The following is a 24,966-nucleotide window of genomic DNA, read 5'->3' on the forward strand; positions in this document are numbered from 1 at the left end:
ATCGTCATTACACGTAGGAATTTTCTGTAGGCAGCGACGAATTGTCGCAGATCTTATTCTTTGTTGATTGAACGTTCAATCAAAACAAAATAGACTGGCCCTCAATCCGATCGGCGTCATTCGCCCCTCGGAAGGCCTAAGGAGATGTGCAAGATGCCCAAGGTCGGTATGCAACCCATCCGCCGCCAACAATTGATCGAAGCCACTTTGCAAGCGGTCGATCAGGTCGGAATGGGGGACGCCAGCATTGCGCTGATCGCCCGTTTGGCCGGCGTCTCGAATGGCATCATCAGTCATTACTTTCAGGACAAGAACGGCCTGATCGCCGCCACGATGCGGTACCTGATGACCGCCCTCAGCGAGAGCGTCACCGCGCGTCGTCAGGCGCTGGCAGATGACAGCCCACGGGCGCATCTGCAGGTGATCATCGAAGGCAACTTCGACGCCAGCCAGGTCAATGGCCCGGCAATGAAAACCTGGCTGGCCTTCTGGGCCACCAGCATGCACCAGCCGTCTTTGCACAGGTTGCAGCGGATCAACGATCACCGTCTGTATTCCAACCTGTGCTGCCAGTTCCGCCGTGTGCTGCCGCTCGAAGATGCGCGCAGCGCCGCCCGGGGTCTGGCAGCGTTGATTGACGGTTTGTGGTTGCGCGGCGCGCTGTCGGGAGACGCTTTCGACACCGCTCAGGCGCAACAGATCGCTTACGAATACATGGATTTCCAATTGGCCAAGAAGGTGAGCTAGAGCACACAGAAAATGCTCGGCCCCTGAACTCCACCGCAGCGTGATCGCGGTGGTCAACGCCAACCACCAATGCACTTGCGAGGACACTATGGCCCGTTTCGAACTGCAAAAACTCTACATCGATGGCGCGTACACCGACGCCGGCAGCGACGCCACCTTCGAAGCCATCAACCCGGCGAACGGTGAAGTCCTCGCACTGGTGCAACGTGCGACCAAAGACGACGTCGAGCGCGCCGTGGTCAGCGCCGAAAAGGGCCAGAAAATCTGGGCCGCGATGACCGCCATGGAGCGTTCGCGCATCCTGCGTCGCGCCGTCGACATCCTGCGCGAGCGCAACGATGAGCTGGCCGCGCTGGAAACCCTGGACACCGGCAAATCCTTCTCCGAAACCAAGTACGTCGACATCGTCACCGGCGCTGACGTGCTGGAATACTACGCAGGCCTAGTGCCCGCCATCGAAGGCGAGCAGATCCCGCTGCGTGACACCTCTTTCGTTTACACCCGTCGCGAACCGCTGGGCGTGGTCGCCGGTATCGGCGCGTGGAACTACCCGATCCAGATCGCCCTGTGGAAGTCCGCTCCAGCCCTGGCGGCCGGTAACGCGATGATCTTCAAGCCAAGCGAAGTCACCTCGCTGACCACCCTGAAACTGGCTGAGATCTACACCGAAGCCGGCGTACCGAACGGCGTGTTCAACGTCCTGACCGGCAGCGGCCGCGAAGTCGGCACCTGGCTGACCGAGCACCCGCGCATCGAGAAAATCTCCTTCACCGGCGGCACCGACACCGGCAAGAAGGTGATGGCCAGCGCTTCGGCTTCGTCGCTCAAGGACGTGACCATGGAACTGGGCGGCAAGTCGCCGCTGATCATCTGCGACGACGCCGATCTCGATCGCGCCGCCGACACGGCGATGATGGCCAACTTCTACAGCTCCGGTCAGGTCTGCACCAACGGCACTCGCGTGTTCGTACCGGCGCACCTGAAAGCCGCGTTCGAGGCCAAGATCGTTGAGCGCGTTGCGCGCATCCGCGTCGGCAACCCGGAAGACGAAAACACCAACTTCGGCCCGCTGGTCAGCTTCCCGCACATGGAAAGCGTGTTGGCTTACATCGCCAAGGGTAAAGAAGAAGGCGCACGCGTGCTGTGCGGCGGCGGTCGACTGACCGACGGCGAGTTCGCCAAAGGCGCGTTCGTGGCGCCAACCGTGTTCACCGACTGCACCGACGACATGACCATCGTGCGCGAAGAAATCTTCGGCCCGGTGATGGCGATCCTCTCCTACGAAACCGAAGAAGAAGTGATCCGCCGCGCCAACGACACCGACTTCGGCCTGGCCGCCGGTATCGTCACCAAAGACCTGAACCGCGCGCACCGCGTGATTCATCAACTGGAAGCCGGTATCTGCTGGATCAACGCCTGGGGCGAGTCCGACGCAAAAATGCCGGTCGGCGGCTACAAGCAGTCGGGTGTGGGCCGTGAGAACGGGATCAGCTCGCTCAATAACTTCACGCGCATCAAGTCCGTGCAAGTCGAGCTGGGTGAGTACGTTTCGGTATTTTGATTAGCTGATCAGCTGCAAGCGGCAAGTTTCAAGCTGCAAGTAAAAGCAGTTTGGGCTTGCCGCCCTCCCCGATTTCGAAGCCACCGCTCGCTGCTTTTCCTTGCAGCTAGAAGCTAGTGGCTTGTAGCTCCCGCAGGAGAATTTATGACTAAAGAATACGACTACATCATCATAGGCGCCGGCTCTGCAGGTAACACACTTGCCACCCGTCTGACTGAAGACGAAGGCGTCACCGTTCTGCTGCTCGAAGCCGGGGGGCCGGACTACCGCCTCGACTTCCGTACCCAGATGCCCGCTGCGCTGGCGTTCCCGCTGCAGGGTCGTCGCTACAACTGGGCCTACGAAACCGATCCAGAGCCGCACATGGACGGTCGCCGGATGGAATGCGGTCGCGGCAAAGGCCTTGGCGGCTCTTCGCTGATCAACGGCATGTGCTACATCCGTGGCAACGCGATGGACTACGACGGCTGGGCGAAACTGCCGGGCCTGGAAGACTGGTCGTACCTCGATTGCCTGCCGTATTTCCGCAAAGCCGAAACCCGTGACATCGGCCCGAACGATTACCACGGTGGCGACGGCCCGGTCAGCGTGACCACACCGAAAGCCGGCAACAACCCGCTGTTCCACGCCATGGTTGAAGCCGGCGTGCAGGCCGGTTACCCGCGTACCGAAGACCTCAACGGTTACCAGCAGGAAGGCTTCGGCCCGATGGACCGCACCGTGACGCCGAACGGCCGCCGTGCTTCCACCGCGCGTGGCTACCTCGACATCGCCAAAAAACGCTCGACCCTGACCATCGTCACCCACGCCCTGACCGACAAGATTCTCTTTGAAGGCAAGCGTGCGGTCGGCGTGCGCTACCTGATCGGCGACGCTGAAGAACGTGTTGAAGCCAAGGCGCGCAAGGAAGTCCTGCTGTGCTCCGGCGCCATCGCCTCGCCGCAGATTCTGCAGCGCTCCGGTGTCGGCCCGGCGAAACTGCTGGAAAGCCTCGACATCCCGGTGGTCCACGATCTGCCGGGCGTCGGTGAAAACCTGCAGGATCACCTCGAGCTGTACCTGCAATACGCCTGCACCCAACCGGTTTCGCTGTACCCGTCACTGCTCTGGTACAACCAGCCAGCGATCGGTGCCGAGTGGCTGTTCAACGGCACCGGCATCGGCGCCAGCAACCAGTTCGAGGCCGGCGGTTTTATCCGTTCGCGTCCGGAATTCGAGTGGCCGAACATCCAGTACCACTTCCTGCCGGTGGCGATTAACTACAACGGCAGCAACGGTGTGAAAGAGCACGGTTTCCAAGCGCACATGGGTTCCATGCGTTCGCCGAGCCGTGGTCGCATCCAGGTCAAATCCAAGGACCCGCGCCAGCACCCGAGCATCCTCTTCAACTACATGGCCACCGAGCAGGACTGGCAGGAATTTCGCGACGGCATCCGCCTGACCCGCGAAATCATGCAGCAGCCGGCCCTCGACGCGTTCCGTGGTCGCGAAATCAGCCCGGGCATCGACGTGCAAACCGATGAGCAGCTCGACAAGTTCATCCGCGAGCACGCCGAAACCGCGTTCCACCCGTCCTGCTCGTGCAAGATGGGCACCGACGAGATGGCCGTGGTCGATGGCGAAGGTCGTGTGCACGGCATGCAGAGCCTGCGCGTGGTCGATGCCTCGATCATGCCGATCATCACCACCGGCAACCTCAACGCGCCGACGATCATGATGGCCGAGAAAATCGCCGACAAGATCCGCGGCCGCAAGCCGCTGCCGCGCAGCACCGCTGCTTATTACGTCGCGAACGGCGCACCGGTCAAAGGCAAGCCAATGCGGGATATCACCCCGGTTACGCAGTAAGTCGTAATAACTCCCCTGATCGTTCCCACGCTCCGCGTGGGAATGCATCCCGGGACGCTCCGCGTCCCAAAGCGGACGCAGAGCGTCCATGGCGGCATTCCCACGCAGAGCGTGGGAATGATCTGCTGTCGGGCATAGTAAAACCGCCTACACCCCTCTTCACTTGATCCTACCCCCACGCAGGCCTACTCTAGACCTCGCGCAACCGTTTCCCCCCTCCCCGCTGTCGCCATGCCGCTACTCCATTACAAGGAGGTTCCCGAATGTTCGATTTCCACCCCCAGCTCAAGCAGCGCTTTGCTGCCTTGCGCACGGGCGCTGAATTTTTTTCCCTGCGGTATGTGCGCGAGTCCGGACAGTTTCTGTCGGTGCGCAAGAACGTCGCCGAACCGCCTAGCCTGAGCCGCGATGAAGGGGCGATGCTCACCGTGCGCGTCAATGGCGTCGAAGCCTACGCGGCGACCAATGACCTCTCGCAACAAGGCCTGCAAGCCGCCCTCGATCGCGCCGAGCAACAGGCCCGCCGGCTCAAGCCGCACGCCTTGCTCGATCTGCGCGAGCAGCCGCTTTCCAGTGACCGCGCTGATTATTTTTCACCCAACCTCGAACAGCCCTTCCCGTCCCTGAGCGAATGCTTCGATCTGCTCGGTGCGGAGTCCGCCTCGGTGCCCAAGGATGAACGCCTGGTCAATTGGCAGGTGAGCATCGGCATCACTAACGTCGAGCAGATCTACCTGAGCAGCGCCGGCGCCGAATTGCGCCAGGCCCAGCGCTTCGTTTATCCAAGCCTCGACGTCACCGCCTACGACGGCAACGACAGCCAGACCCGCAGCCTCGGCCGGGAGAACTTCGGCCAGCAGGGTGGCGCCGATGTCATCAGCCGTTGCGGCCTGGTCGGTGCCGGTCCGCAAGTCGCCGACCAGGCCCTGCAACTGCTGCTCGCGCCGAACACCCCGCAAGGCCGGCGCGACCTGCTGCTGATGCCTGATCAGATGATGCTGCAGATCCATGAATCCATCGGTCACCCGCTGGAGCTCGACCGCATCCTCGGCGATGAGCGCAATTACGCCGGCACCAGTTTCGTCAAGACCAGCGATTTCGGCAGCCTGCAATACGGCTCCAACCTGCTCAACGTAACCTTCGACCCGGGCATCCCGGAAGAACTCGCCAGCTACGGCCATGACGACGACGGCACTGCGGCGAGCAAACAATTCCTGATCCGCGACGGCCTGTTGCTGCGCCCATTGGGTGGGGCACTGTCGCAGTATCGTGCCGGCCTCGAAGGCGTTGCCAACAGCCGCGCCTGCGGCTGGAACCGGCCACCGATCGACCGCATGGCCAACCTCAACATCGAGCCGGGCGATCAGACGCTTGAGCAGATGATCGGTGGTATCGAGCACGGCATTCTGATGAGCACCAACCGCTCGTGGTCGATCGACGATGCGCGCAACAAATTCCAGTTCGGCTGCGAATGGGGCCAGTTGATCGAGCATGGTGAACTTAAAGGCGTGGTGAAAAATCCCAACTACCGGGCCATTTCCGCGCACTTCTGGAAGAGCCTGCGCGCCGTCGGCGATGCCAACACCGTCAAGGTGCTGGGCACGCCGAACTGCGGCAAGGGCGAACCGAACCAGGTGATTCGCGTCGGCCACGCTTCGCCGGCCTGCGTATTCAGCAACATTGATGTGTTTGGGGGAGACGCCTGATGAGCATTTCGAAGCGTCAGTCCGACGCCTTCAAGGTCATGGTCAACTGGCTGCGCGACAGCGTGCGCGAGCCGGAACAGTTCACGCTCAGCTACGCCGCAGAAGCCTCGGCGTTCGTGCGCTTCAATCACGCCAAGGTGCGCCAGGCCGGGCAAGTACAGCAGGCCAACGTCGGCCTGAAACTGATCGACGACGGTCGCCACGCCGACCTGCAGATCACCTTGTCCGGGGATCAGGAAGCCGATCTGCAACGGCTCGCCGAGGGCCTGCAACAACTGCGCGAAACCCTGCCGCTGCTGCCGCAGGATCCGTACCTGCTGCTCAATCACAACAGCTGGCAGAGCACGCACGTACAAGCGCATCCGCTGCCGGACACCGAAGATGTCGTCGGGCAAATCTGCGCTGCCGCTGAAGGTCTGGATCTGGTCGGCTTCTATGCTGCCGGCCCGATCAGTCGCGGGTTCGCCAGCTCCGCCGGCGCGTTCGGCTGGCATGAAGCCAACAGCTTCAATTTCGACTTCAGCCTGTTCCACGAAAACGGCGAAGCGGTGAAGGCCTGCTACGCCGGGCACGACTGGAGCGACGAAGGGTTTGCCCGGCGTTTCGCCCAGGCCCGCGAACAGCTGGAGTTTCTCGGCCGACCGTTACGCACTTTGGCACCGGGACAGTACCGCGCCTATCTGGCGCCGGCGGCACTGGAAGAAATCATGGGCATGCTCAGTTGGGGCGGGTTCTCGGCGCAATCGATCGCCAGCAAGAGCAGCCCGTTGCAGAAGCTCTACGTCGGCGATCAGGCGTTCAGTCCGCTGGTGTCGCTGGATGAGAAAGTCAGCGAATCCCTGAGCCCGGCGTTTTCCGCCGAGGGATATCCGCGCAGCGATCTGCGTCTGATCATCGAAGGCCGGGCCGGTGATCAACTGGTCGGCTCGCGCAGCGCCGCCGAATATGGTCTGGCGGCGAACGGCGCGGGCGGCGGCGAGATGCCCAGTGCGTTGAACATGGCCGCCGGTGATCTGTCGCAAGAACAGATCCTCAAGCAGTTGGGCACCGGGCTGTACATCAGCAACCTGTGGTACCTGAACTACTCGGATCAACCGGCGGCGCGCATGACCGGCATGACCCGCTTCGCGACCTTCTGGGTCGAGAACGGCGAAATCCAGGCGCCGGTCAGCACCATGCGCTTCGACGACAGCGCCTATAACCTGCTCGGTTCGCAGTTGGAAGCGTTGACCACCGAGCGTGAGCTGCTGCTCTCGGCGAGTACGTACAGCCAGCGCAATACCTCGTCATCGCTGTTGCCGGGGGCGCTGGTCAGCCGGTTGACCCTAACGCTGTAAAACAAAGCTCCCCGGCACACAGGGGATCAACTGTTGGAATAGAAACTGTGGCGAGGGGATTTATCCCCGATGGACTGCGCAGCAGTCCCGCTTTTTTGGGGCCGCTGCGCGACCCAGCGGGGATAAATCCCCTCGCCACAGGGTTTCATGTTTGAACAAAAATCTGGATTAACCACCCACTAGAGGTTCCATGCCCAACCGCCCGCCTCTCGACGCCATCACCGCCCGCTGGTTGCCGTGGGTCGTCGCCATTGCGTTCTTCATGCAGTCCCTCGACGGGACCATCCTCAACACCGCGCTGCCGGCCATGGCCAGCGATCTGGCCGAAGACCCGTTGCGCATGCAGGGTGTGATCATCGCCTACATGCTCACCGTGGCCCTGCTGATCCCGGCCTCCGGCTGGATCGCCGACCGCTTTGGCACCAAGAAAATCTTCTTCGGCGCGATTCTGCTGTTCAGCTTGGGCTCGTTGCTGTGCGCGTTATCCAGCAGCCTGAGCATGCTCATCGGTGCACGGGTTATTCAGGGCCTTGGTGGTGCGCTGATGTTGCCGGTCGGGCGGCTGGTGGTGCTGCGTGCCTACCCGCGCTCGGAACTGGTGCGGATCATGGGTTTCATCACCATTCCCGGCCTGCTCGGCCCGCTGATCGGCCCGACCATGGGCGGCTGGATGGTGGAATACGTGACGTGGCACTGGATCTTCCTGATCAATCTGCCGGTCGGGGTGATCGGCTGTTATGCGGTGTGGAAGTTCATTCCAGACCTGCGCGGTACGGAGCGCACGCGCTTCGACAGCCTCGGTTTTCTGCTGTTCGGCGCGGCGATGATCCTCATCACCATTGCCATGGAAGGTCTTGGTGAACTGCACCTGCCGCACTTGCGGGTAATGTTGCTGCTGTTCGCCGGCATGGCCTGTCTGGCGGCGTACTGGCTGCGCGCCGGGCATATCGAGAATCCGCTGTTTGCGCCGTCACTGTTCAAGACCCGCACCTTCGCCGTCGGCATTCTCGGTAACCTGTTTGCGCGACTGGGCAGCGGTGCTCTGCCATTTCTGGTGCCACTGCTGCTGCAAGTCGCGTTGGGCTATTCGCCGTCGCAAGCCGGGATGAGCATGTTGCCGCTGGCCGCTGCGGCGATGGTCGCCAAGTGGGTCGCGCGGCCGCTGATCGAACGCCTCGGCTATCGCATCGTCCTCACCGGCAACACGCTGGCGTTGGGGATCATGCTGGCGAGCATGGGCCTGGTCAGCGAGCAGACGCCGTACTGGCTGCTGCTGTGCCTGCTGGCGGTGCTCGGTGCGATCAACTCGCTGCAATTCACCGCGATGAATACGGTGACGCTGATCGACCTCGACGATGCCAGCGCCAGTAGCGGCAACAGTTTGCTGTCGGTGGTCGCGCAGTTGTCGCTGAGCCTCGGCGTGGCTTGCGCCGGTGCGCTGCTGGGTGGCTTCACTGCGAAGGTCGGCAACGATGGCGTGGAAACCGTACTCGGCGCGTTCCAGCTGACCTTCGTCACGGTCGGTGTGATGGCGATGCTGGCGGCGACAATCTTCTCGCAGCTGTCCAAGGAAGACGGCCGCCGGGCGAAACGGCCGCAGGAGCACATCGAACACTGATTCTGCTGAAAAACTTCTGTGGCTGCTGAAGGACTTCCGTGGCGAGGGGATTTATCCCCGCTGGGTTGCGCAGCAGCCCCAAAAAGGTTGGATGCGGTCAGCCGGATGAATCGAGGTGGCAGGTATTGGGGGTGCTGCGCACCCTATCGGGGATAAATCCCCTCGCCACAGATAAATCCCCTCGCCACAGGTAATCCCTGCCTCGGGTTCAATCGCTGTTCGTCCAGAACTGTCGAGCAAACTGGCAAGGGGCTGCTACACTGCGCGACATTTTGTTTTGCAGGCCAGTCCCGTGACCACCATCGCCACCGCTTTTAATACTCTGCCGCTGTCCGCCGCCATGCTGGCTAACCTCGAATCACTCGGTTATGCCCAGATGACGCCGATCCAGGCGCAGAGCTTGCCGGTGATCCTCAAGGGGATGGACCTGATCGCCCAAGCCAAGACCGGCAGCGGCAAGACCGCCGCGTTCGGCATCGGCTTGCTCAACCCGATCAACCCGCGCTACTTCGGGTGCCAGGCGCTGGTGATCTGCCCGACCCGTGAGCTGGCCGACCAGGTGGCCAAGGAAGTCCGTCGTCTGGCCCGCGCCGAAGACAACATCAAGGTCCTGACCCTGTGCGGTGGCGTGTCGTTCGGCCCGCAGATCGCTTCGCTGGAGCACGGCGCGCACATCATCGTCGGCACCCCGGGGCGCATTCAGCAGCACCTGCGCAAGGGTTCGCTGGTGCTCGATGGCCTGAACACGCTGATCCTCGACGAAGCCGACCGCATGCTCGACATGGGCTTCTACGACGCGATCGAAGACATCATCATCAAGACCCCGGAGCGCCGGCAGACTCTGCTGTTCTCGGCCACGTACCCGGTGGGCATCAAGCAACTGGCCTCGAAATTCATGCGCGATCCGCAGACCGTCAAGGCTGAAGCCTTCCACGACGACACGCAGATCGAGCAGCGCTTCTACGAGATCTCGCCGGAAGAACGCATGAGCGCGGTGACCAAGGTCCTGCATCACTTCCGTCCGGCGTCCTGCGTGGCGTTCTGTTTCACCAAGCAGCAAGTGCAGGAAACCGTCGACCACCTGACCGCCAAAGGCATTTCCGCCGTCGGACTGCACGGCGATCTGGAACAGCGTGATCGCGATCAGGTGCTGGCAATGTTCGCCAACCGCAGTACCTCGGTGCTGGTCGCCACCGATGTTGCAGCCCGTGGTCTGGACATCGATGCGCTGGACATGGTGATCAACGTCGAGCTGGCGCGCGATTCGGAAATCCACATCCACCGCGTCGGCCGTACCGGTCGCGCGGGCGAGAAAGGCATCGCCATCAGCCTGGTCGCGCCGTCCGAAGCGCATCGTGCGCAAGCCATCGAACAACTGCAGAAAGCGCCGCTGAACTGGGATCAGATCGACAACCTCAAGTCCCAGGGCCTGGCGCCGCTGCAACCGCCGATGACCACCCTGTGCATCGGCGCTGGCCGTAAAGACAAAGTGCGCCCGGGCGACATTCTTGGCGCACTGACCGGCGAAGCGGGCATTCCCGGTGCGCAGGTCGGCAAGATCGCGATCTTCGATTTCCAGGCCTACGTCGCCGTTGAACGCACCGTGGCCATGCAGGCCTTGCAGCGCCTGAACGACGGCAAGATCAAGGGCCGCTCGTTGCGCGTACGCATTCTGTAAGCGATCTTCCATCCAGAGGAGATCCCCTGTGGGAGCGAGCCTGCTCGCGAATGCAATCTGTCAGTCGACATCATTGTTGAATGACACAGCGCTTTCGCGAGCAGGCTCGCTCCCACAGTTTGTTTTGTAGCGACCCACCAAGAGGACACCGTTTTGCGCTCTACCGAAGTCGTGATCATTGGCGCTGGCGCCGCCGGCTTGATGTGTGCCCTGACCGCCGCCGGGCGCGGGCGTCAGGTGTTGCTGCTCGACCACGCGAACAAGGCCGGCAAGAAAATCCTCATGTCCGGCGGCGGTCGCTGCAATTTCACCAACATGTACACCGAACCGAGCAACTTCCTCTCGCAGAATCCGCATTTCTGCAAATCGGCGCTGGCGCGTTACACCCAGTGGGATTTCATCGGCCTGGTCGGCAAACATGGCGTGCCGTACCACGAGAAGAAACTCGGCCAGCTGTTTTGCGATAACAAATCCAGCGACATCCTCGGCATGCTCCTTGATGAATGCGATCAGGCCGGCGTCGAGCTGCACCTGGACACCTCAATCCAGACCATCGAAAAAACCGACAGCGGCTACCTGCTCGACACCACCCTCGGTCAGGTCCAGTGCCAATCGTTGGTGATCGCCACCGGCGGCTTGTCGATTCCGACCCTGGGCGCTACCGGTTTCGGTTACCAGGTCGCCAAACAGTTCGGCCATGAACTGCTGCCGACCCGCGCCGGGCTGGTGCCATTCACCATTACCGACCAGCTCAAGGAGTTGTGCACAGAGCTGTCCGGCACCTCGGTGGATTGTCTGGTCAGCTGCAACGAGCAAAGCTTTCGCGAGAACATCCTGTTCACTCATCGTGGCCTCAGTGGCCCGGCGATCTTGCAGATCAGTTCGTTCTGGGAACCCGGCGACACGGTGGAGATCAACCTGCTGCCGGATCACGACGCCGCGAGCTGGCTGCAACAGCAAGTCGCCGAGCGTCCGAACAGCGAGCTGAAGACTTTGCTTGGCGAGATCTTCACCAAGAAGATGGCCAATCTGCTGGCGGACAACTGGTTTGTCTCCAAACCGATGAAGCAGTACACCCATGCTGAACTGGCGGAGATTGCCGAAAAGCTCGGCAGCTGGAAGGTTGTGCCGGCGGGGACTGAAGGCTATCGCACGGCTGAGGTGACTCTGGGTGGCGTCGACACTCGCGAGGTGTCGTCGAAGACCATGGAATCGCTGAAAAGCCCGGGCCTGTACTTTATTGGGGAAGTGCTCGACGTCACCGGGCATCTGGGCGGCTTCAATTTCCAGTGGGCCTGGGCCTCTGGTTACGCTGCGGCGCAGTTCGTTTGATCCACGTCTTTCAAATGTGAAATGCAGTCCCTGTGGGAGCTGGCTTGCCAGCGATGAGGCCGGCAAATTCAACACCGATGTTGTATGCCAGGACGCCATCGCTGGCAAGCCAGCTCCCACAGGTTTTGTGCCAATTCCCAAATTGAGTTCGGCAAAAAAGCAGTCAGGAACACTTTTTGCTGTCAGATGTGCTCGGCGCCATTGCGTCGGCGTCATTACTGGCTCAATTTAGCGGCATCGCCTCGGAAGGCCTTCGCACTTCATGTCCTCGACCTCGTTTCGTCAGTCTTTGCGGCGCCTGTGGGCGCTGGATAAATTCAGCTACAGCGTGCGGGTATTCATCGCCCTGACCGGCAGCATGGCGCTGTGCTGGTATCAGGATGAAATGGGCCTGCTGATCCCGTTGTTCCTCGGCATCATCGCCAGCGCCCTGGCCGAGACCGACGACAGTTGGCAGGGTCGTCTCAACGCCCTCGCGGTGACACTGGTGTGTTTCAGCATCGCCGCGCTGTCGGTGGAATTGCTGTTTCCCTACCCGATCATTTTCGCCGTGGCCCTGGCACTGGCCAGTTTCGGCCTGACCATGCTCGGTGCGCTGGGCGAGCGTTACGGCGCGATCGCTTCGGCGACGCTGATTCTGTCGGTGTACACGATGATCGGCGTTGATCAGCGCGGCGGCGCGGTCACTGATTTCTGGCACGAACCGATGCTGCTGGTCGCCGGCGCGGCGTGGTATGGCTTGCTCTCGGTGCTGTGGCAGGCGCTGTTTTCCAATCAACCGGTGCAGCAAAGTCTGGCGCGGCTGTTCCGCGAACTGGGCCTGTATCTGAAGCTGAAATCCTCGCTGTTCGAGCCGATCCGGCAGATGGACGTCGAAGCCCGCCGCCTCGAACTGGCGCAACAGAATGGCCGGGTGGTCGCCGCCCTGAACACGGCCAAGGAAATCATCCTGCACCGGGTCGGCAACGGTCGACCGGGCTCGAAAGTCAGCCGTTATCTGAAGCTGTATTTCCTCGCGCAGGATATTCACGAACGCGCCAGCTCTTCGCACTACCCGTATAACGCGCTGGCCGAGGCGTTCTTCCACAGCGACGTGCTGTTCCGCTGCCAGCGCCTGCTGCGCCAGCAGGGCAAGGCCTGCCGGGCCTTGGCCGAATCCATCCAGATGCGCCAGCCGTTCATCTATGACGCCAGTTTCGCCGAAGCCCTGAACGACCTGCATGCCTCCCTCGAACACTTGCGCATCCAGAGCAACCCGGCATGGCGCGGCCTGCTGCGCTCGCTGCGCGCACTGGCGGCCAACCTCGGCACCCTCGACCGCCTGCTCAGCGATGCCAGCAACCCCGATGCCCTGGCGGACGCCACCGACAGCAGCCTGCTCGACCGCTCACCGCGCAATCTCAAGGACGTATGGATTCGCCTGCGTACGCAACTGACGCCGACCTCGCTGCTGTTCCGTCATGCCCTGCGCCTACCGCTGGCACTGAGCATTGGCTACGGCATGGTGCACCTGATTCACCCGTCGCAAGGCTACTGGATCATCCTCACCACGCTGTTCGTCTGCCAGCCGAACTACGGCGCCACCCGGCGCAAACTCGGCCAGCGGATCATCGGCACGGCCATTGGTCTGACGGTGGCGTGGGCGCTGTTCGATCTGTTCCCCAACCCGGTGGTGCAATCGTGCTTCGCCATCGCTGCCGGTGTGGTGTTCTTTACCAACCGCACCACCCGCTACACCCTGGCAACGGCGGCGATCACCATCATGGTGCTGTTCTGCTTCAATCAGGTCGGCGATGGCTACGGGCTGTTCCTGCCACGGCTGTTCGATACCTTGCTCGGCAGCCTGATCGCGGGTCTGGCGGTGTTCCTGTTCCTGCCGGACTGGCAGGGCCGGCGCCTGAACAAAGTGCTGGCCAACACCCTGACCTGCAACAGCATCTACCTGCGCCAGATCATGCAGCAATACGCCGCTGGCAAGAGCGATGACCTCGCCTATCGCCTGGCCCGACGCAACGCCCATAACGCTGACGCGGCGCTGTCGACGACACTGGCGAACATGCTCATGGAGCCGGGACACTTCCGTAAGGAGGCGGATGTCGGCTTCCGCTTCCTGGTGCTGTCGCACACCCTGCTCAGCTATTTGTCAGGGCTCGGCGCGCACCGTGAAACACAGTTGCCAGCGGATGTGCGCGAGCATCTGATCGAAGGCGCCGGGGTGAAATTGGCGACCAGCATCGACGAAATCGCCCAAGGCCTCGCGAGCAAGCAGCCGATTGCGATTCAGAGTGATGAAGAAGAAGCGCTGGCCAATGAGCTGGAGCAGATGCCGGATGAAATCGATGAAGGGCAGCGGTTGGTGCAGACGCAGCTGGCCCTGATTTGCCGGCAGTTGGGGCCGCTTCGGACGTTGGCGGCGCATTTGATCAAAGAAGTCTAGCTGCAAGCTGCAAGCTACAAGCCGAACGCAACCCGGCTTCTAACTTGAAGCTTGCAGCTTGAAACTTGTAGCTCCCCACTACATTCCATGCCGCCGCAATAACTTCTCATAAGTCCCGTCAGCCTTCATCGCTGCAATCGCCCGGTCAAACCCGGCGACGATCTGCTCATGCTGCGGGTTCTTCAGGCTGACCAGAATATGCAGGCTGTTCTCACTCAACGGCTTGGGTAAAAACTCCACCGAATTGCGCACCTTGGCCGATTCCCGTGCCAGGTAATACTTCGCTACGTACTCATCCTCAAGCGTCAGCTTGACCCGGTCCGCCGCGAGCATGCGCACGCCCATGGCGAAGTTGTGCACAGGGACTTTCTGCATCGCCGTATCGGCATCGAAAGGTGCGGAATAGGCGTACCCGCGCACCACGGCAATCGGGTAAGTGTGCAGTTGCTCGAGGTTGCTGTAGTCGATGGGTGCGTCTTTGCGCTTGAGGAAGCGGATGCGGTTGATCAGGTACTCACCGGAAAACTGACCGATCTGCGTGCGCTCGTCGTTGTACCAGGCGTTGACCAGTACGTCGTATCGCCCCTCGCCAATCCCCAGCAATGCGCGCGCCCACGGCACTTGCTCGTAACCGCTGGCATAACCGGCGCGAGCCAGTGCAGTGCTGACAATGTCGGTGGCCAGTCCACCGTTGACCAGTGCATCGTCGGTAAACGGCGGCCAGTTATCGAACGCCAGCCGCAGCTTCTGCGCCGCAGCATCCTGGCCCAGCACCAGCAGTCCGATCAAAGCAACGGCTTGAAGCAATCGCAGCATGCTTGAACATCCTCAGCGGGCAACCGCCCGACGTGGTTTCACGTCAAAACCCAAGGCCCCTTACCGGCAAAACCCAAGCATTGAACATTAGCTCATGGGAACCAGTGCGCAGTGCTCTTGAGCAGATTACACAAAGTCTCGGCGGGCGCGAGAAAGGAATGGTGGCATTTTGACCTTTATCACAGACTGTTGCGCCATACAGACATATGGCGCAGCTGCGCTTAGTATCGGGCGACATGGTCAAGGAATCGAAAAATGACAATCGAGTGGATCTGCAAACATCATCGTGATCTGGGCAAAGAGCAGTTGTACGCCTTGTTGAAGCTGCGCTCTGACGTATTCGTGGTCGAACAGAAGTGTGCCTATCCGGATCTCGACGGCCAGGATCTGGAGGGCGATACCCATCACCTGATGGGCTGGGAGGATGATCAACTGATGGCTTATCTGCGCCTGCTGGACCCGGAATCCCAAGGCGGCGACGTGGTGATTGGCCGCGTGGTGACGGCGCCCGCCGGCCGTGGCAAAGGGTTGGGCCACGCGATGATGGAACAGGCGCTGAAGCAGGCCGAAAAGCACTGGCCGCAGGTGCCGATCTATTTGTCGGCGCAGGCGCATCTGCAGGGGTATTACGGCAAGTACGGGTTTGTCGTGGTGGGTGAGGAATATCTTGAGGATGACATTCCACATATCGGCATGCGTCGTTCTTGAGGGCCTCATCGCTGGCAAGCCAGCTCCCACAGGTTCATCGCTCGTTCACGAAAACCGTGTTCGCTGGAGATCCCTGTGGGAGCTGGCTTGCCAGCGATTGCGTCAGTTCAGGCGCGGCTGGATTCAGGGGTATTCCAGCACCGCTTTTATCTGCCGCAAATTGCGCTCGATCCAGCCGCGATCAATCGCTCCCCACTCGCGAATCCGATAGCGCCCGGCATGATTGCGTGCGCCCTCTTCCTGTTCGAACTCGCAGATGATGTCCAGATCGGCCAGCGCGGCAATCGTGTCCTGCGCCGTGCGTCGCGGCATGCCGGTGACTTCGGTCAGCGTCGGCACACTCGGCGCCAGGCCGCTATCGATCAGATAAGCCACGTACAAACGGCGATAGAAACTGCTCTTGGTCTTGCTGACGTCCATCCACACCTTCCTGATTGGTCAAGCCTGCATATCCCGCCACGTCAGGTACACACGTAGATCGAACTCGATCTGGTGATACCCCGGCAGCATGTGCTCGCACAGTTTATAGAACGCCTTGTTGTGATCCGATTCCTTGAAGTGCGCCAGCTCGTGCACCACGATCATCTTCAGAAAATCCGGCGCGGCGTCCTTGAACAGCGCGGCGATGCGGATTTCCTTGTTGGCCTTGAGCTTGCCGCCCTGCACCCGTGACACCGTGCTGTGCAGACCGAGCGCGCGGTGGGTCAGGTCGAGGCGGTTGTCGAACAGCACTTTGTCGATGGCCGGAGCATTGCGCATGTACTGCTGTTTGAGATCCAGCGCGTAGCTGTACAAGGCCTTGTCGCTCTGCACGTCGTGTCGCCCTGAATAGCGCTGATTCAGGTATTCACCCAGGCGCCCTTCAGCTATCAGTTGGCGCACCTGATCCTGCAATTGTGCGGGGTAGGCTTGGAGGTACTTCAATACAGTCATGGACAAGCGACGCGGTTCGAAAAAGGTCCGCCAGTGTAGCGAATTCAACCGGGCAGCGCGCTCCAGTCAAACGGTTCAACGAAGCTGACCGCGTCTTCGGCGATCAACGGCCGCGCGACGAGGAAGCCCTGCACGTATTCGCAGCCATGGGCTTGCAGCCACTGATATTGCTCGAGGGTTTCCACTCCTTCGGCAATCACCAGCAGACCGTATTGCTTGCACAGGTCGATGACCATGCGCACCAGCGCCGCATCCCGTGGCGAGTCCGGCAGGCGCGCGATCAAGTGGCGGTCGAGCTTCAGCGTGTCCAGTTCCAGATCGCGCAGATGCGCCAGCGAGCACGGCCCCGAACCAAAATCATCCAGCGCCACGCGCACCCCGAGATGACGCAGCAGCCGCAGTTGCTTGCGGGTTTCGTCCGGGTCTTGCATCAACGCTTCTTCGGTGACTTCGACTTCCAGTTGCCGCGGTTGCAGCGCATGGCGTTCCATGACTTGACGCAACTCAGTGACCAGATTCGGCAGGCCGAACTGGGTATTGCTCAGGCTCACGCCGAGCACCAGATCTTCAGCGAACAAGGTTTCCCAGGCTTTACGCTGACCGGCGCCACGGTGATAGATCCAGCTGCCGAGGCGACTGATCAAGCGCGCCTCTTCCAGCAACGGCAGAAACAACCCCGGAGGCACATCGCCGACGCTCGGATGCTGCCAGCGCAGCAACGCTTCGAACCCACGGATCTGTCCGCTGCCGATCGCCACCTGCGGCTGATAGACCAAATTGAAATCGCGATTCTCGATGGCCTCGCGCACGCTGTCTTCCAGCATCAGACGCGAGCGTGCGCGGCCGTTCATTTCAGGGTCATAGAAACGATATTGCTGACGCCCGGCGCGCTTGGCCTCGTACATAGCGATGTCCGAGGCGCGCAGCAAACCGTCGAGATTGCGCCCGCAGTCAGGATAGGTGGCGATGCCGATACTGGCGCCAAGGACGATATCCAGACCTTCGATCTGCTGACACACCGATACCCGTTCGATGAGTTTTTCGGCAATCTTCGCCGCTTGCTCGGGAAACTCCAGATCCAGCAGCGCGGTGAATTCATCGCCGCCCATGCGCGCGAGAATATCGAACGGCCGCAGGCACGCTTTCAATTGCTCGGAAACCCAGCGCAACACGCGATCGCCGGCATCGTGACCGAGGGAATCGTTGACCCGTTTGAAGCCATCAAGATCAAGGTAGAGCAACACCCAACTGCTGTCGCTGCGTTCGCCGCGCAACAGCAGGTTTTCCACGGTCTGGTAGAACCCGCGCCGGTTGAGCAGCCCGGTCAGCGGATCGGTCACCGCCTGGAACTCCAGTTGCTGGTGCAAGTGACGCACCACCGACATGTCCAGCACCGTCACCACCATGGCGTGCTGCTCCGAGGGCAGCGGCGCGCAGGACAATGCCACCGGTACTTGCTGACCGGGCGCTGTACGCAGCAACGCATCATGCAGGCGCAGGGTTTCACCGCGCTGGTAGCCGGCGTAGAACTCGGAATCGGCCCACAGGGGAATGTGTGGCTTCTGCAGGAAATCGAGAAACTCCTTGCCTTCCAGATCCTTCACCGGCGCATTGAGCAGTCGCGAAATCGCCGGGTTGGCGAAACGGATCACGCCGTCCTCGCTCAACACCAGAATGCCTTCGGCGGCGTTGTCCAGCACCGAGGCATTGAAGGCGCGCGCCACTTCCAGATCATGACTGAGGCGTTGCAGGGCACGGCGATTGCGCTGGTGCTCGAGCAGCGCCTGAACCTTGGGCTTGAGGATTTGCGGATCGAACGGCTTGAACAGGTAATCCACCGCGCCGCTGGCATAGCCTTTGATCACGGCGTCCTGAGATTGCTCGTTGGCGGTGAGGAAAATGATCGGCGTCAGGCGCGTACGCTGGCTGCCGCGCATCAACCGTGCGACCTCGAAACCGTCCATGCCGGGCATCTGCACATCAAGCAGGACCAGGTCGATGTCGTGTTCGAGCAAAAGGTTCAGCGCCTCGAAACCGGAGGCGGCGGTCATCACGTGCCAATCCTGACGCTGCAGCAACGCGCGCATGCTGATCAGATTTTCGGGGTAATCATCGACGATCAAAAGGACCGAGCTGCCTTCACCTGGCTGGGGTTGCGCGCATTCCATGCTGCTTCTCTTATCGGGACCGGTTGCCGGCAAAACCATAGACGTAACTGAGCCTTCACTCTAGACGCGGATGCCGCAAAGCAGAAGCTGTCGTCACGCCATCATTTGGCCAATGTTCCGTCGAGCCGACTAACGGTCACCGCCAGAGCCCCCGAAAACCGGGCGAGATGGCATTTCGACAGGATGTTGACGTCAAGTAATCGCCGGACGGGCATTAACAAAAATTGTCGCTACGCTTATAAAGACGCCCGAAAACGCGCGGGCTAGAGCTTCTGGCACCGGCGTTCCGGATGAATTGATTGGAAGAACCGTCATGATCGACCTCGCAACCTGGAACCTCAGCGTTCCTGTTGGCAGCCCGCCGTACACCGTTGAGACCTCAAAACTGGTGGATGGCTTCAAGGATCAGTACTTCCATTCCGATACCGGCACCCTGTTCTTCTGGTCCCCGGTGACTGGCTCGAAAACCGAAAACGCCATCTACCCGCGTACCGAACTGCGCGAAACCTACAGCAACGGCACCCTGCGCAACTGGTACTACCCGGACGCCGACAACCTGCTGCGCGCCACCCTCGCGGTAAACAAGGTGCCGAGCTCGGGCAAGATCGTCATCGGCCAGATTCACGCGTACGAAAGCCAGCGGCCGATGGTCAAGCTCGAATATCAGTACAAGGAAAAAACCCAGACCGGCAATCTGGTGATCAAAGTGCGCATGCGCCCGGACGACGCCGAAAGCCGCGTCATCACCCTCGCCACCGGCGTCAAGCTTGATCGCGAATTCAACTACCTCATCCACTTGAGCCCCGGCGGTGCCCTGGGCGTGAGTGCGGCGGGGTATCAGTGGGACTCCCAGATCAGCGCGACCTGGCGCGACAAGCCGCTGTACTTCAAGGCCGGGGTGTATGTGCAGGACAACACTGGGTATACGAGTGAGGGTGGACAGGTGACGTTTACCAAACTGGATATTGATCACGACAAGTAGCTAGCCGCCAAAATGACAAACAACCCATAACTTGCAGACCACATTCGCTCCAATTGAAGGAGTGAGCCTGCTCGCGCTAACGGTGTGCCATTCAATATTCATGCGTCTGAAACTCCGCTATCGCGAGCAGGCCCACTCCTACAAGGGCTTCAGGGGTGGGCCGCGGAATGCGCCGCCTCAACATGCGGGCCGCTGCATTGGCGAAATGTCGCGCATACGCGACTTTGAGAAGCAAATGTCACGGTAGCGGTACACCGCGCATCATTTATCAGCCTTTTCCTTTCTACCGCTTGATAAAGGATGACGCTTCAAACCCGAACCGACCGAGTCATTCAACGCAACCATGCGCCCGGTGTCCCATTCGCGTTGCATCCTTGCAAACAATTCAACGTCTATCCGTGGTCGGTGAATCAAAAGCGCCTGACTCATTGCCTCGGCTATCCGGTCGACGACCAGTGCTGGCTTATCCACAGCGCAGTGTTTACGACCAAACTCAATCAATTGCTGACGATCCGGATAAGCTTTGGCCTTGTTCATCTTGATGGCGAGAGTACGGTCAACCAGCGATCGCCCGGTCCTGGGGTTGTAGTTCTCGTATACGGTTGTGGTCGTGACATCGTATACCGGCGCCAACTGCACCGTTTCAGTGGCCGCAGGGTGCGTGTAGGTCACCCCGAAGTTTTTCAAATGCGCATCGCCGTTACGCACCATGACCGAAAGACAGACGGATGAAAAAAAACGTTCCAGTTCTCGTATCGGGTCGGCATGCCTGCATACCTGACGGATCACTGCAGCAAGGGTTTCGTAGCTCTGCGAATATTTATAGTTATCGTGGGGATCCTTGTTTAACCCCAGCAGCACCGCCATGTCTTCAAAGCCAAGGCGATCAGACGCCGTCAGATCAAAACGCTCCATGACAAACAGCTCACCGTTATCGGAAAGCCAGAAAGGCGGCGTGTGCAGTCCAGCCAGCCGCGCTGCTTCCAGACACAGAAACTCGTTTTGAGCCAGGTGCTCATACTCTTCCGCTCCTGATTTGACGATTAGGTCGGAGCTGATCACTGTTTTTCGGCTACCAGTCAGCTTGTCCAGATCGGGCACCAGAACCTTGGGCTGAACACCTGAAATGCCCGACTCGAAGTAGGTTTCGACCAAAAAACCGAAAACATGCTGAGAGGTGTCCGCCGACAGGATCTCCTGCAAGCCGACCTGCGCACGAACAGAGCCTGAAGGTTCTATCGGATTCTCATACGTGAGGCGACCGATCTGATTACCGCCGATGACGGACAACAGGCGCATTTCATCCACTTGCATATGCTTGGCCATGCGCCGCTTGATTTGGTCGGCCAGATATCCCTCAGGCACATTCATATCGAAGATGGGCTGCAATATGCTGCTCACCGACGGTGTCGGGTCATAGGGCATGACCAGGGAAACTTCCCTGAGTGGCGACGCTGACTGGTAAGCGAATGAAAACTGCGAACCTTTGGACAACTCGCCGGAATGGCCCTGAGGCGTCATGACATTCAGTCGTTTCACCTTACTCATCATGCTCCACCAATTCGGCGAGTGATTTGAGATCGATTCGGTTATCGACAATCTCCAACGCCATGCCTAACGCGGCAATAACTCTAAACACCGTATAAAAAGCGACGTTTTCGCCTGCTTCGAGATCGATGATGGTTTTGCGGCTGCAATGAGCCCTATGCGCAAGCAACGCCTGACTGTAGCCCTTGGCTTTGCGCAATTGGCGAATACGCTGGGCAAACGTTGCTGGATTATCGAGAAGCAAAATGTCACCCATATCGGACTTTAAGTAGATTATCGGTAGTAAAGTCCACTTTAGGTGACATATCAAGCAAAAGGGTGCCGATGTCTTGTCACGGCGTTTGCACCACAAAAAAAACCCGCCTCTCGGCGGGTTTCTTTTTAATCAGCTCAACACTCAGGCTCAGTTGACCTTGGCGTTCAACTCACCCTTCAGATAACGCTGGTACATCGCTTCCAGGGAGATCGGTTTGATCTTCGAAGCATTGCCGGCAGTACCAAACGCTTCGTAACGAGCGATACATACATCGCGCATTGCGGTCACGGTGGCGCCGAAGAATTTACGTGGGTCGAATTCGCTCGGGTTGGTGGCCATCAGGCGACGCATGGCGCCAGTGGAGGCCAGGCGCAGGTCGGTGTCGATGTTGACCTTGCGCACGCCGTGCTTGATGCCTTCGACGATTTCTTCAACCGGTACGCCGTAGGTTTCTTTGATGTCGCCGCCGTACTGGTTGATGATCGCCAGCCACTCTTGTGGCACGGAGGACGAACCGTGCATCACCAGGTGGGTATTCGGGATGCGCTTGTGGATTTCCTTGATGCGGTCGATCGCCAGCACGTCGCCGGTAGGTGGCTTGGTAAACTTGTAGGCGCCGTGGCTGGTGCCGATGGCGATGGCCAAGGCGTCGACCTGGGTGCGCTTGACGAAGTCAGCGGCTTCTTCCGGGTCGGTCAGCATCTGGCTGTGATCCAGAACGCCTTCGGCGCCGATGCCGTCTTCTTCACCGGCCATGCCGGTTTCCAGCGAACCCAGGCAGCCCAGCTCGCCTTCTACCGAAACGCCGCAGGCGTGGGCCATGGCCACGGTTTGTTGGGTAACGCGGACGTTGTAGTCGTAGTCGGTCGGGGTCTTGCCGTCTTCGCCCAGCGAGCCGTCCATCATCACCGAGCTGAAGCCCAGTTGAATCGAACGCTGGCAGACATCAGGGCTGGTGCCGTGGTCCTGGTGCATGCACACCGGGATGTGCGGGAATTCTTCGATCGCGGCCAGGATCAAGTGACGCAGGAATGGCGCGCCGGCGTATTTGCGGGCGCCGGCCGAAGCCTGGACGATCACCGGGGAGTCAGTCTTGTCAGCGGCTTCCATGATGGCGCGCATCTGCTCAAGGTTGTTGACGTTGAAGGCTGGAACGCCGTAGCCGAACTCGGCTGCGTGGTCCAGCATCTGGCGCATGCTGATAAGTGCCATTGTGTGTGTCTCTCCCGGTTGAGGGTCGTTGATCGTGCCAGCCTGCCGGAGCGGCGGCGGCTATTCAAGTTAATGCAGATCGGGGGTTGAGGCCCGGCCTGGTGATTCGGTGTTACCAAAACTGTGTGAACAACAGAGAATCCCTGTGGGAGCGAGCCTGCTCGAGAAAGCGGTCTGACAGACACTGCATCATCGACGGCAAGATTGCTTTCGCGAGCAGGCTCGCTCCCACATTTGGATCTCTGTACACCAATTCAATCGTCTTACTCGGCCTTGCAACCACGGCCAATCAGGTCATTGGTGGCGACCCAGTACACCAGGCCTTCGTCACCCTTGACGTGAAACGCCAGCATGCCATCGCTGTACAGCGTGCCAGAGGCGCCCGGCTCTTCTTTCAGGCGATAGACCTGATCACCGCCGCCGAGGCGAACGTCGACTTCCTTCTGGCCGGCATCGGCGTAACGCCACAACACCTTGGCCTGGCTGTCGCAGGTCCAGGTCGTCCAGTCGTCTGCCGGGGCGGACGACTGAAACAGGTTCAACTGCGCGCAACCGCCCAACAATGCCAACGCCGCAACGGCGATCAAGCCTTTCATCCGTGTTCCTCGACTGACGACGCATGCCGCCAGCCCTGAGTTAAAGAGTCAGACCCGTCAAGGACAACCATGTTCCTTGACCGGGGTTTGCGTCTCGTATTTGTCCAGGCCGTCCGGCCCCGAGCGCTTGTTCAGCACCGGGTTGGTTTCGGCCTGCCAGTCGGCCTGATAACAGCCCTTCTGCGGCTCGCTCGGCGCCGGCGTGGCTTCGGCCTTCGGGTTACTTCCGCAGGCCGCCAGCGTACCGGTCAGCAACAACAGCGCTAACGACTTGACCATGTAAACACTCCTTTGCCTGGCCAAACGGGCGGCCTCAGGCCTTGGCCCGGCTTTCCAGGACTTCAACGGCCGGCAGCACCTTGCCTTCGACGAATTCGAGGAACGCGCCACCACCGGTGGAAATGTAGGAGATCTGCTCAGCCACGCCATATTTATCGATCGCCGCCAGGGTGTCGCCACCGCCCGCGATGGAGAATGCCGAGCTTTCGGCGATAGCCTGGGCCAGCACTTTGGTGCCGTTGCCGAACTGATCGAACTCGAACACGCCAACCGGGCCGTTCCACAGAATGGTTTTCGACGACTTCAGCAGCTCGGCGAAATTGGCTGCAGTTTGCGGACCGATGTCGAGAATCATGTCGTCAGCCGCCACGTCAGCGATCAGCTTGACGGTCGCTTCAGCGCTTTCGGCAAATTCCTTGGCGACCACGACGTCAACCGGCAACGGTACGCTGACTTTGGCAGCGATTTCACGCGCGGTGTCGAGCAGGTCCGGTTCGTACAGCGACTTGCCGACCGGGTGACCAGCCGCCGCGAGGAAGGTGTTGGCGATGCCGCCGCCGACGATCAGTTGATCGCAGATCTGGCTCAGGCTGTTCAGCACGTCGAGTTTGGTCGACACCTTGGAGCCGGCAACGATGGCTGCCATTGGCTTGGCCGGCGCGCCGAGGGCTTTGCCCAGCGCATCCAGCTCAGCGGCCAGCAACGGGCCGGCGGCAGCGACTTTGGCGAACTTGGCTACACCATGGGTCGAACCCTCGGCGCGGTGAGCAGTACCGAAGGCGTCCATCACGAACACGTCGCACAGGGCCGCGTATTGCTGCGCCAGGTCGTCGGCGTTCTTCTTCTCGCCCTTGTTGAAGCGTACGTTTTCGAACAGCACGATGTCGCCAGCCTTGACCTCCACGCCACCGAGGTAGTCAGCCACCAGCGGCACTTCACGGCCCAGCGCTTTGCTCAGGTAGTCGGCGACAGGTTTCAGGCTGTTTTCGGCGGAGAATTCGCCTTCGGTAGGACGGCCCAGGTGCGAGCAGACCATCACTGCCGCGCCTTTTTCCAGGGCCAGCTTGATGGTCGGCAGCGAAGCCAGGATGCGCGCGTCGCTGGTGACAACACCGTCCTTGACGGGGACGTTGAGGTCTTCGCGGATCAATACGCGCTTACCTTGCAGATCGAGGTCGGACATCTTCAACACGGTCATGGGTCG

At 60.4% G+C, this 24,966-nt stretch carries 21 protein-coding genes; 11 read left to right on the forward strand and 10 right to left on the reverse strand.

The features are described 5' to 3' along the window. Window positions 1-153: 153 nt before the first annotated feature. From betI to yccS, 9 genes are all read left to right on the forward strand, one after another. Window positions 154-747 (forward strand): transcriptional regulator BetI, encoded by a 594-nt coding sequence (gene betI / locus BXA01_RS13840; RefSeq protein ID WP_008085771.1) that lies wholly within the window; start codon window positions 154-156, stop codon window positions 745-747. A gap of 88 nt (window positions 748-835) precedes the next feature. Further along, window positions 836-2,308: a betaine-aldehyde dehydrogenase gene (betB, locus tag BXA01_RS13845; RefSeq protein ID WP_076564402.1), complete on the forward strand. Its 1,473-nt coding sequence runs from the start codon at window positions 836-838 to the stop codon at window positions 2,306-2,308. 144 nt (window positions 2,309-2,452) lie between these two features. Then, complete coding sequence (gene betA / locus BXA01_RS13850; protein ID WP_076564403.1) at window positions 2,453-4,156, forward strand: choline dehydrogenase; 1,704 nt, start codon at window positions 2,453-2,455, stop codon at window positions 4,154-4,156. Window positions 4,157-4,419: 263 nt separating this feature from the next. Further along, window positions 4,420-5,862 (forward strand): TldD/PmbA family protein, encoded by a 1,443-nt coding sequence (locus BXA01_RS13855; RefSeq protein WP_076564404.1) that lies wholly within the window; start codon window positions 4,420-4,422, stop codon window positions 5,860-5,862. Further along, complete coding sequence (locus tag BXA01_RS13860; protein WP_076564405.1) at window positions 5,862-7,199, forward strand: TldD/PmbA family protein; 1,338 nt, start codon at window positions 5,862-5,864, stop codon at window positions 7,197-7,199. Before BXA01_RS13855 ends, BXA01_RS13860 begins: the two co-directional genes overlap by 1 nt. A 190-nt stretch (window positions 7,200-7,389) precedes the next feature. Next, window positions 7,390-8,817 carry a multidrug transporter subunit MdtD gene (mdtD, locus tag BXA01_RS13865; protein ID WP_041476772.1) on the forward strand — a complete coding sequence of 476 codons (1,428 nt, stop codon included), beginning with the start codon at window positions 7,390-7,392 and terminating at the stop codon, window positions 8,815-8,817. Between the two features lie 292 nt (window positions 8,818-9,109). After that, window positions 9,110-10,495, forward strand: a complete 1,386-nt coding sequence (gene dbpA / locus BXA01_RS13870) for an ATP-dependent RNA helicase DbpA (RefSeq protein WP_024014613.1) — start codon at window positions 9,110-9,112, stop codon at window positions 10,493-10,495. Between the two features lie 153 nt (window positions 10,496-10,648). Beyond that, on the forward strand, window positions 10,649-11,827 hold the full coding sequence (locus tag BXA01_RS13875; RefSeq protein ID WP_041476773.1) for an NAD(P)/FAD-dependent oxidoreductase: 1,179 nt from the start codon (window positions 10,649-10,651) through the stop codon (window positions 11,825-11,827). Between the two features lie 262 nt (window positions 11,828-12,089). Continuing rightward, window positions 12,090-14,264 carry a YccS family putative transporter gene (gene yccS, locus BXA01_RS13880; RefSeq protein WP_076564406.1) on the forward strand — a complete coding sequence of 725 codons (2,175 nt, stop codon included), beginning with the start codon at window positions 12,090-12,092 and terminating at the stop codon, window positions 14,262-14,264. Window positions 14,265-14,342: 78 nt separating this feature from the next. On the opposite strand, the gene BXA01_RS13885 is transcribed toward yccS, so the two are convergent. Then, window positions 14,343-15,080 carry a substrate-binding periplasmic protein gene (locus BXA01_RS13885; protein WP_076564407.1) on the reverse strand — a complete coding sequence of 246 codons (738 nt, stop codon included), beginning with the start codon at window positions 15,078-15,080 and terminating at the stop codon, window positions 14,343-14,345. 255 nt (window positions 15,081-15,335) lie between these two features. Between BXA01_RS13885 and BXA01_RS13890 the strand changes: the two genes are divergently transcribed. Then, on the forward strand, window positions 15,336-15,788 hold the full coding sequence (locus BXA01_RS13890; protein WP_076564408.1) for a GNAT family N-acetyltransferase: 453 nt from the start codon (window positions 15,336-15,338) through the stop codon (window positions 15,786-15,788). A 123-nt stretch (window positions 15,789-15,911) separates the two neighbouring features. Here the strand turns inward: BXA01_RS13890 and BXA01_RS13895 are convergent, their stop codons facing one another. From BXA01_RS13895 to BXA01_RS13905, 3 genes are read right to left on the reverse strand one after another with little or no spacing between them, the layout of a single operon-like run. Next, the gene (locus BXA01_RS13895) at window positions 15,912-16,208 is read right to left on the reverse strand and encodes a winged helix-turn-helix domain-containing protein (protein ID WP_016772794.1); all 297 of its coding nucleotides are present in this window, start codon (window positions 16,206-16,208) and stop codon (window positions 15,912-15,914) included. 18 nt (window positions 16,209-16,226) lie between these two features. Further along, window positions 16,227-16,721 carry a YgjP-like metallopeptidase domain-containing protein gene (locus BXA01_RS13900; RefSeq protein ID WP_073476602.1) on the reverse strand — a complete coding sequence of 165 codons (495 nt, stop codon included), beginning with the start codon at window positions 16,719-16,721 and terminating at the stop codon, window positions 16,227-16,229. A gap of 44 nt (window positions 16,722-16,765) precedes the next feature. After that, complete coding sequence (locus tag BXA01_RS13905; protein ID WP_041476777.1) at window positions 16,766-18,889, reverse strand: putative bifunctional diguanylate cyclase/phosphodiesterase; 2,124 nt, start codon at window positions 18,887-18,889, stop codon at window positions 16,766-16,768. A 313-nt stretch (window positions 18,890-19,202) separates the two neighbouring features. Between BXA01_RS13905 and BXA01_RS13910 the strand changes: the two genes are divergently transcribed. Next, complete coding sequence (locus BXA01_RS13910; protein WP_016772792.1) at window positions 19,203-19,871, forward strand: polysaccharide lyase family 7 protein; 669 nt, start codon at window positions 19,203-19,205, stop codon at window positions 19,869-19,871. Window positions 19,872-20,132: 261 nt separating this feature from the next. Here BXA01_RS13910 and BXA01_RS13915 read toward each other — a convergent pair whose 3' ends face one another. The 6 genes from BXA01_RS13915 to BXA01_RS13940 all read right to left on the reverse strand — a co-directional run bounded on the left by BXA01_RS13915 (window position 20,133) and on the right by BXA01_RS13940 (window position 24,960). Then, the gene (locus BXA01_RS13915; RefSeq protein ID WP_076564409.1) at window positions 20,133-21,419 is read right to left on the reverse strand and encodes a type II toxin-antitoxin system HipA family toxin; all 1,287 of its coding nucleotides are present in this window, start codon (window positions 21,417-21,419) and stop codon (window positions 20,133-20,135) included. Beyond that, on the reverse strand, window positions 21,412-21,675 hold the full coding sequence (locus tag BXA01_RS13920; protein WP_024014619.1) for a helix-turn-helix transcriptional regulator: 264 nt from the start codon (window positions 21,673-21,675) through the stop codon (window positions 21,412-21,414). Before BXA01_RS13920 ends, BXA01_RS13915 begins: the two co-directional genes overlap by 8 nt. A 147-nt stretch (window positions 21,676-21,822) precedes the next feature. Next, window positions 21,823-22,887, reverse strand: coding sequence for a class II fructose-bisphosphate aldolase (gene fba / locus BXA01_RS13925; protein WP_008081027.1), 1,065 nt, complete (start codon window positions 22,885-22,887; stop codon window positions 21,823-21,825). Window positions 22,888-23,150: 263 nt separating this feature from the next. Next, a complete protein-coding gene (locus BXA01_RS13930) occupies window positions 23,151-23,483 on the reverse strand; it encodes an MliC family protein (protein WP_076564410.1) in 333 nt (110 codons plus the stop codon). A 57-nt stretch (window positions 23,484-23,540) separates the two neighbouring features. Next, window positions 23,541-23,762, reverse strand: a complete 222-nt coding sequence (locus tag BXA01_RS13935) for a hypothetical protein (protein WP_041476780.1) — start codon at window positions 23,760-23,762, stop codon at window positions 23,541-23,543. 34 nt (window positions 23,763-23,796) lie between these two features. Continuing rightward, window positions 23,797-24,960: a phosphoglycerate kinase gene (locus BXA01_RS13940; RefSeq protein WP_016772785.1), complete on the reverse strand. Its 1,164-nt coding sequence runs from the start codon at window positions 24,958-24,960 to the stop codon at window positions 23,797-23,799. Between the last annotated feature and the right edge of the window lie 6 nt (window positions 24,961-24,966).

Origin of the sequence: Pseudomonas sp. B10, from assembly GCF_900156235.1 — a bacterium.
Classification (GTDB): Bacteria; Pseudomonadota; Gammaproteobacteria; order Pseudomonadales; family Pseudomonadaceae; genus Aquipseudomonas; species Aquipseudomonas siliginis.